Genomic DNA, 7,980 nt, shown 5'->3' with positions numbered 1-7,980 from the left:
GCGGCGAGCCGACCTCGCCGCGGCACGTTCAGTGCCGCAGGCGTGACGTCACTCGATCAGCCCGAGCCGCAAAGCCTTGGCGACGGCCTGGTTGCGGTTGACCGCGTTGAGCTTCTGCGTCGACTGGGTGAGATACTGGTTGGCGGTATGCACCGACAGCTTGAGGAGCTTGGCGATCTCCTCGCTGGTGTTGCCGTTGGCGGTCAGCTTCAGGCATTCGAGCTCGCGCTTGGAGATCGAGCGCATGCGGCCGGTTTCGCCGGGACGGATGCGGGCGACCGCCGCGAAGAGCGCGAAGGAGCGGGCGTGAATCTCGCAAAGCGTGTCGTCGGTGAGCGCGATCTCCGAGCCGAGGAAGACGACCAGCCCGCATTGCCCGCGATCGGCATGCACCGGAAAGGCGATGCCGTTGGTGCCGGGCGCCAGCGGCGCGGTCGGCTCGGCCCAGGCGAGCGGCTGAAAGACCTGCCGCGATCCGGCGGCGCCATCGTCGGCCCACCATCGCGGCGCCGTCGAGAGGCGGCTGTGGCGCACCATATCCTCGCCATTGGCGCCGGAGATGAACTTGGTCGCGACCGCGGTGCCGGGATAGTCGGAATCGAAACACGCCACGAGACGCGCGCGCTCGGGCGAGGGGCTGACGAAATAGAGGCCGAAGGCCGAGGCATTGATATCGACGGCGATCCAGCGGCATCGGCGCACGGCATCGGGAATGGTGACGGCGTGGTGCGTCTCGGAGCCGAGCGAGAAGGCGCCGAACGGGTTGCGCTGATCGTTGAAAAGGGCGGCTGCCGCCTCTCTGGCCTGTGCGTGCTTCAAATGATGCCGCTCCTGATCGCCGTCGCGATCGCCATCGCACGGTTCGAGGCCGCGAACTTCTGGATGGCGTGCGTGATGTAGCTGTTGACGGTGTTCGACGAGACGCCGAGGATGACGGCCACCTCGTCGGTGGTCTTGCCTTCCGAGACCCAGAACAGGCATTCGCGCTCGCGGTCCGACAGCGGATCCTGCATGGATGCCGCCGCGATCAGCTGCGGAATGCTGGAAAGCGCATAGCAGCATTTGATCTGCGCCTTCATCAGGGCGGTGAGGTCGATCTTGCCCGCTTCGGCCGCCGAGAACAGCACGAACAGGCGTTGCCGGCCGACATTCAACCGCAGCGAATAGATTTCGGCGTGGCCGAGCACGTCGAGCAGGCGGGCTTCCTCGCCGCTCAGCAATGCGCCGGCGTCGGGCGCGTGCGCGGCCACCAACGGCTTCGGGCGTACGCCCGGCGCCACGGTCAATGGGCCCAACGCAAGATTGGCAATCAGCCTTTTGCCGATCAGCTCTATGCCGTCGAAGATCCAGTTCGAGGAGACGATGCGCGCATCGTTGCGGTCCTGGTCATGCACGATGGCGACCAGCATGTAGGAGTCGGCGCCGATATCGGCGGCAAGCTGCATGAAGAAGGAGGTGAGATCGCCGCGGGACGTCAGGCGCGAGCCTGAAGTATCGGGTTGGAGAAGCGCGGCGGAACTGCTCATTTTAATTCTTGGGTTCTTGCCGGAATCGATCCTTGTGCCCGGTGCTGGCGAAGCCAACGGCCGGACCGAAACGCGTCACGTTTACGAAGACACACTCACGGGCGCGAACGGCGCCCAATCACGCCGAATCCCTCTAGGGAACGCGAAATCCGTCCGCGTCTGGTGCCGGCCTGGCGCCGGAACTTGAGACTTTGGGTGGTCGCCGCGCCCCCCGTGGACCGGCTGATTCGGGTCTAATCTACCCGCAGATGAATCCGACATCAAACGCGATTTGACAAAATCGAATCCGGTGGACTCGCATTGCGACTCAGCAGCCGGTCTTTGCGTTACTTGGCGGTGATTTCAAAGCCGAATTGAGCCGATGATTTCGTGGCGTGGCGCAAAAATACGCCCCCGGCCGCAACCGAGGGCGTATGTCCATTCGGGTGCGGCTCAGCGATCCTCGAAGCCGGTCAGCACGCCGACGGCGTTGATGCCGATCTCTTCGACGGCGTAGCCGCCTTCCATGACGAACAGCGTCGGCAGGCCGAGTCTGGCGATACGGCGGCCGATCTTGGGATAGTCCTCGCTCTTCAGCTTGAACTGGCTGATCGGGTCCTTCTCGAAGGTGTCGACGCCGAGCGAGACGATGACGACGTCTGGGGCATAGGCCGCGAGCCTGGCGCAGGCGTCCTCCAGCGACGCGCCCCAGCCGTCCCAGTTGGTGCCGAAAGGCATCGGGTAATTGACGTTGAAACCTTCGCCTTCGCCTTCGCCGCGCTCGTCGGCGTGGCCAAGGAAGAACGGATACTCGACCATCGGATCGCCATGCAGGTTGAGCACCTGGACGTCACCGCGGCGATAGAAGATCTCCTGTGTGCCGTTGCCGTGATGGTAGTCGACATCGAGGATCGAAACGCGCTTCGCGCCCTGGTCGCGAAACCATTGCGCGACGACGGCGGCGTTGTTGATGAAGCAATAGCCGCCCATGAAGGCGGCGCCCGCATGGTGGCCTGGCGGACGGCAGAGCGCGAAGGCGGTGCGCTCGCCGCCCTTGACGAGGGCCGCCGCCGTCAGCGCGACATCATAGGACGACTTGATCGCCGCCCAGGTGCCTTCGACGAAGGTGGCGCCGGCATCGAAGGAGTAATAGCCGAGCAAGGCATCGACGCGCTTCGGCGGCACGTCGCCGCGAAGGCCGCGCGTCGGCCAGGTGAAGCCCATGGCCGATCCCGTGAAACCGGCGGCGACCCATTCCGGCCACACCGTCGGCAGGAAGTCGATATAGTGGGCTTCATGCACGCGCTTGGCGGCGGTCAGATCATGCTCGGCCGGTCCGATGATCGGCCCGAGCTTCTCGCTTTCCACCCGCGCCTTGATGAATTCGGCCCGCGACGGTTTCTCGAAACCTGGCACGATCGCCGACGTGACCAGTTCCATCTGGCCTGAATGGCCGGCGTGGAGAGGCGAAAAGACAGTTTTCATAGAATTCCCCTGGAGTGCGAAATCAGTTGGAAATGCGAAATCAGTCGAGGTTGAGATAGGGGTTCACGAGAGCCAGCCACATGGCTTCCACATCGTCCTCGATGAGGTCGAATGTCTTGCGATCCCGCTTCAGTCCGACAAGCCTGCAGGCGTGCCCGACCTCCATCATCACCAGGCCCAATCGCTTGGCGGTCTTTTCCTCGAGGGCCGGGTTCACATGCTGCAGCCAGGCTGCATAGAGGGCGATGATCTCTTTGTCGTATTCGTCCTGGATCGGCCTCAGGTCGGCGTTGCCGGATATGGCCTCGATCACCGGCATCAGCGTGACGTTGTCCAGATAGAGCCTTGACGTGTCGATGAAGAGCTTGCGCACTTCGCGCCGAAACTCGTCACGGTTGGTCGGCCGGGGGGTGTTGATGCGCTTCTGGATCACCTGAGGAAAGGACGACAGCCAGCGCCGGGCCAGGTCCAGAAGAATGGCTTCCTTGTTGGGAAAGTACTGATAAACCGAACCGACCGACAGGCCTGCGCGCTGCGCGATGGCGAGCGTCGTCGGCGTTCTGGTTCCTTGCTCCCGCGTCAGGATCAGGGCCGCATCGAGAATCCTGTCGACCACCTTGCTTGACCGTTGCTGCCGCGGCTGCTTGCGCGGTTCGAGCGCTATTTTGGTCTTGCGGTCGAGACTGCGCTTCACTGCTCCTTGCCCCCGTTCCCCGCTCGACCCCACCATCGGCGTGCGGTGCGGTCCACTATACATTGCAAATTCCGGCTGTTGACAAACGCGAATAAACAGTCGCATTCTTTATCCACGCTGTCTTCAACGATAACAAGGGGAATTTCGAAGGCGGCGCATCGGCATCGACTTTGTCCCATGGCGCCGCCCGATAGATCGGCAGCTCGTTGGACGTTGGCGCTGTCGGTCCCTCAGCAAAATGTGGAGTCGCGATGTCGGTTGCGGGTGGTGGTGCGGATCTGGTGGTCGTCAACGGCCGCGTGCTGACCATGGACGACGACAATCCCGCCGCTGAAGCTATTGCCGTCAAGGACGGCGCCATCATCGCCATCGGCAGCCGCGCTTCGATCGAAGGGCTCAAGGGGCCTGCGACGAAAATTGTCGACGCGCAGGGCGGTTCCGTTCTGCCGGGCTTCATCGAAGCGCATATGCATCTCTTCGGCGGCGCGGCCGAGCTCGACAACCTGCATCTGGCGGGCGTCCATGGCTTCGACGCGCTGTGCGACGCGATCCTGGATTTCGCGGCCAAGCGCCCGGACGCCCGGCTGCTGATCGGCGCCGGCGTGGACTACGCCATCCTGCCGGAGCCGGTGACGCGCCACGATCTCGACCGTATCATTCCCGACCGTCCCTTCGCCATGTCGGCTTCGGACCACCATACGATGTGGGCGAACACCAAGGCGCTGGAAGAGGCCGGGCTGCTGCATGGCAGAGAGGTCGGACAAGGCAACGAGATCGTCATGGGCGCCGACGGGCTGGCGGCCGGCGAGCTGCGCGAAGGCGAGGCCTTCGGACCGCTCCTCGACCATTACGGGGCGAACCGGACGCGGCTTGGCCTCGAAGGCGCGGAGCCCGATCCTTATCCTTCGGCGAAGGAACTGGCCGCCGATCGAGACCTGATGCACCGCGGGCAGCAATGGTGCGCCAAGCATGGCATCACCTCGATCCAGAACATGGACGGCAATCTCTACCAGCTCGAGCTGCTGGCCGGGCTGGAAAAGGAGGGGCGGCTGCTCTGCCGCACCAAGATCCCGTTCCACTTCAAGAACTTCATGAAGCTGGACATGCTGGAAAAGGCTTCGCGGATGGCCGCGACCTACAATTCCGAATGGCTGACGTCCGGCATGGTCAAAGTCTTCTATGACGGCGTGCTGGACTCCTGGACGGCGGTGATGGTCGACGACTATGCCGACAGGCCCGGATGGCGCGGCGAGCCGCTGTTTTCGCCGCAACATTTCGCCGAGGTGGCGGTCGAGGCCGACAGGCGCGGGCTGCAGATCGCCGTTCATTCGATCGGCGACGGCGCCGTGCGCGCGGTGCTCGACGGCTACCAGGCGGCGGCGAAGAAGAACGGCCGGCGCGACAGCCGGCACCGCGTCGAGCATATCGAGGTGATCACGGCCCCCGACGTGCCGCGTTTCGCCGAGCTCGGCGTGCTCGCCTCGATGCAGCCGGCGCATCCGCCGGGCGCGCTGAACTTCCCGATGGAGCCGACGATCTCGCGCATCGGCCGCGACAAGTGGCCGCTGAGCTATGCCTGGCGCACGCTGAAAAACGCCGGCGCGCGCGTGGTGTTCGCGTCCGACTGGCCGGTTTCGCCGATCGATCCGATCCTGTCCATCCAGGCGGCAGTGATGCGCAAACCTTGGGCAGAAGGCATGCCGGACCAGAGCTTCTCGTTGCGGGAAGCAATCGAGGGCTACACGGTCGAAGGCGCTTATGCTGAGTTCAACGAACATCGCAAGGGTCGCCTGAAGACGGGCTACCTCGCCGATATCGTCGTCTTGTCGGCGGATATCGAGTCGACCGCGCCGGAAGCGCTGCACACCGTGCATCCGGTGACCACCATCTGCGGAGGGAGGATCACCTACCAAGCCTAACGATGGCATAGGAATTGCTTAATTGAATGGGGACTCGGATCGAGTCACTGCTGCGCAGTTGCCAAGCCGACCGGCTTGTGGTGACAATCAAACAGGAACACACCTGCCGACAAGAGCAGGCGCTCTCAATGGGGTAATCGTGCCGGAACAACCGGGTAAGAACGCGATTGAAGTTCGCGGTGTTCGCAAGGTCTTCGGAACCGGCGAAAACCAGGTAGCCGCCCTCGACACGGTGTCGGTGTCGATCCGCGAAAACGAGTTTTTCACACTGCTCGGCCCCTCCGGATGCGGGAAGACGACACTGCTGAGGTTGATTGCCGGCTTCGATTTCCCAACCGCCGGCGAGATATTGCTGCACGGCCAGGACATCGCGCCGCTGCCACCCTACAAACGCCCGGTCAACACCGTCTTCCAGAGCTATGCGCTCTTCCCGCACATGACGGTGGCGCAGAATATCGGCTTCGGACTGGAGATGCTCGGCAAGCCGAAAGCCGAGATCGAGGCGCGCGTCGCGCAGATGCTGAAGCTGGTCAAGATGGAAGCGCTCAAGGCGCGACGCACCAGCCAGATTTCAGGCGGCCAGCAGCAGCGCGTGGCTTTGGCCCGGGCGCTGGCGCCGCAGCCGAAGGTGCTCCTGCTCGACGAGCCGCTCTCGGCGCTGGACTACAAGCTACGCAAGGAAATGCAGATCGAGCTGAAGCGGCTGCAGAACGAGACCGGCATCACCTTCATCTTCGTCACCCACGACCAAGAAGAAGCGCTGACCATGTCCGACCGCATCGCGGTGATGTCGGCCGGCAAGATCCTGCAGGTCGGCACGCCGCGCGACATCTACGACCGGCCGGCCGAACGCTTCGTCGCCGACTTCATCGGCGAAACGAACTTCCTGCCCGGCACGGTGGTGTCGAAGCAGGCCGGCGTGGCGACGGTCAAGTTCGCCAGCAGCGCCACGATCAGTGCCGGCTATCCCGAAGGCTTCAACCCGACCGGCGAGGTGACGCTGGTGGTGCGTCCCGAGCACGCCGATCTGGTTCCCGATCCGGCCAAGGGCACGATCACCGGCACGCTCTCCAACATTGTCTATTTCGGCACCGACACGCATTACCACGTCAAGCTCGACGGCGGCGGCGAGAACTTCATCGTGCGCCACCAGAACAGCCGTTCGAGCGCGGTGACCTACGAGACCGGCGCCAAGGTCGGCATCCAGTTCGAGGAGGACGCCGCTCGCGTCCTGAAAGACTGATGACGACAGCCACGCTCTCCCCGACCACGCTTTCCAAGGCCGCGTTGTTCGAAGCCCAAGCGGTGAAGACCAGCGCGCGGCGCAACCGGCTGCTGTCGCTGCCGGCGCTGATCATCATCGGCATTTTCGGCGTGCTGCCGCTGATCATCATCTGCGTCTACTCGTTCCTCGTCGCCGCGCCCTATGGCGGCGTGCAGTGGCAGTTCTCGACCGACGCCTATTTCAACTTCCTGTTCCAGCGCGACATTTTCGACGACACGCTGCAGTTCACGCCGGACTTCCTGATCATCTACCTGCGCTCGTTCCTGTTCGCGGTGGTGACGACGGTCATCTGCCTGCTGCTCGGTTTTCCGACCGCCTATTTCATGGCGACGCGGCCGCCGGCGCAGCGCAACTGGTGGGTGCTTCTGATCACCATCCCGTTCTGGTCCAACCTCCTGGTCCGCACGCTGGCGATCATGTTCATCATCCGCGACGAGGGCCTGATCAACAACGCGCTGCTGGCGCTCGGCGTGATCGATAAGCCGATCACCATGCTCTACACCAACTTCGCCATCCAACTCGGCCTGCTCTACGCCTTCCTGCCGTTCATGGTGCTGCCGCTCTATTCGAGCCTGGAGAAGCTCGACTTCCGCCTGGTCGAGGCAGCCTACGATCTTTACGCGACGCGCCGGCAGGTGCTGTGGCGGGTGATCATCCCGCTGTCCAAGCCCGGCATCATCGCCGGCTGCCTGCTCGTCTTCATCCCTGCGCTCGGCGCCTATGTGACGCCGCTGATCCTGGGCGGCGGCGTGCACCTGATGATCGGCGATCTCATCGCGCAGCAATTCGGCTCGGGCCGCAACTGGCCGCTCGGCTGCGCGCAGGCGCTGATCCTGATGGCGGCGGTGCTGGTGGCGCTGTTCTTCTATGTCCGCAACACGTCGGGGAAGGTGCAGCATGGCTGAGCCCCGCGTCATGGACATCAAGGACCAGCCGGGCTTCCGCTCGATCGCCGTCATCTGCCTGCTGGTGCTCTATATACCGGTGCTGATCCTGATGATCTTCTCGCTGAACAGCGGATCGCTGGTCACGCATTGGGAAGGCGTCACGCTCAACTGGTACGGCAGCGCGCTGCTCAACGAGGAGTTCCAC

The 7,980-nt window shown here is 63.7% G+C and carries 7 protein-coding genes and 1 pseudogene; 4 read left to right on the top strand and 4 right to left on the bottom strand.

Annotated elements, in window-relative coordinates; genetic code table 11:
• Positions 1 to 48 precede the first annotated feature (48 nt).
• From EOD07_RS14325 to EOD07_RS14310, 4 genes are all read right to left on the bottom strand, one after another.
• Positions 49 to 819 carry a helix-turn-helix transcriptional regulator gene (locus EOD07_RS14325; protein ID WP_127235935.1) on the bottom strand — a complete coding sequence of 257 codons (771 nt, stop codon included), beginning with the start codon at positions 817 to 819 and terminating at the stop codon, positions 49 to 51.
• Complete coding sequence (locus EOD07_RS14320) at positions 816 to 1,526, bottom strand: helix-turn-helix transcriptional regulator (protein WP_073988093.1); 711 nt, start codon at positions 1,524 to 1,526, stop codon at positions 816 to 818. The genes EOD07_RS14325 and EOD07_RS14320 overlap by 4 nt, the downstream gene beginning before the upstream one ends.
• A 432-nt stretch (positions 1,527 to 1,958) precedes the next feature.
• On the bottom strand, positions 1,959 to 2,990 hold the full coding sequence (locus EOD07_RS14315; protein WP_127235934.1) for a histone deacetylase family protein: 1,032 nt from the start codon (positions 2,988 to 2,990) through the stop codon (positions 1,959 to 1,961).
• 40 nt (positions 2,991 to 3,030) lie between these two features.
• Complete coding sequence (locus EOD07_RS14310; protein WP_041004664.1) at positions 3,031 to 3,684, bottom strand: TetR/AcrR family transcriptional regulator; 654 nt, start codon at positions 3,682 to 3,684, stop codon at positions 3,031 to 3,033.
• A 251-nt stretch (positions 3,685 to 3,935) separates the two neighbouring features.
• Here EOD07_RS14310 and EOD07_RS14305 point away from each other — a divergent pair, with 251 nt between their 5' ends.
• The 4 genes and pseudogenes from EOD07_RS14305 to EOD07_RS14290 all read left to right on the top strand — a co-directional run.
• Positions 3,936 to 5,603 carry an amidohydrolase gene (locus EOD07_RS14305; protein ID WP_127235933.1) on the top strand — a complete coding sequence of 556 codons (1,668 nt, stop codon included), beginning with the start codon at positions 3,936 to 3,938 and terminating at the stop codon, positions 5,601 to 5,603.
• A 139-nt stretch (positions 5,604 to 5,742) separates the two neighbouring features.
• Positions 5,743 to 6,846, top strand: coding sequence for an ABC transporter ATP-binding protein (locus tag EOD07_RS14300; protein ID WP_041004660.1), 1,104 nt, complete (start codon positions 5,743 to 5,745; stop codon positions 6,844 to 6,846).
• Complete coding sequence (locus EOD07_RS14295) at positions 6,846 to 7,793, top strand: ABC transporter permease (RefSeq protein ID WP_127235932.1); 948 nt, start codon at positions 6,846 to 6,848, stop codon at positions 7,791 to 7,793. The genes EOD07_RS14300 and EOD07_RS14295 overlap by 1 nt, the downstream gene beginning before the upstream one ends.
• A pseudogene (locus EOD07_RS14290) lies at positions 7,786 to 7,980 on the top strand (spermidine/putrescine ABC transporter permease PotC); the annotation flags it as partial. The gene EOD07_RS14295 and the pseudogene EOD07_RS14290, both read left to right, overlap by 8 nt.

The sequence above is a fragment of the Mesorhizobium sp. M2C.T.Ca.TU.002.02.1.1 genome, assembly GCF_003997225.1.
Note: the sequence above shows the minus strand (reverse complement) of the source record. Positions and strands in the feature narration are given on the sequence as shown.

Excerpts from the sequence above, each read along its gene's own strand:
- EOD07_RS14320 (WP_073988093.1), bottom strand. The coding sequence starts at position 1,526 with ATGAGCAGTTCCGCCGCGCTTCTCCAACCCGATACTTCAGGCTCGCGC.
- EOD07_RS14295 (WP_127235932.1), top strand. The coding sequence starts at position 6,846 with ATGACGACAGCCACGCTCTCCCCGACCACGCTTTCCAAGGCCGCGTTG.
- EOD07_RS14305 (WP_127235933.1), top strand. The coding sequence starts at position 3,936 with ATGTCGGTTGCGGGTGGTGGTGCGGATCTGGTGGTCGTCAACGGCCGC.
- EOD07_RS14315 (WP_127235934.1), bottom strand. The coding sequence starts at position 2,990 with ATGAAAACTGTCTTTTCGCCTCTCCACGCCGGCCATTCAGGCCAGATG.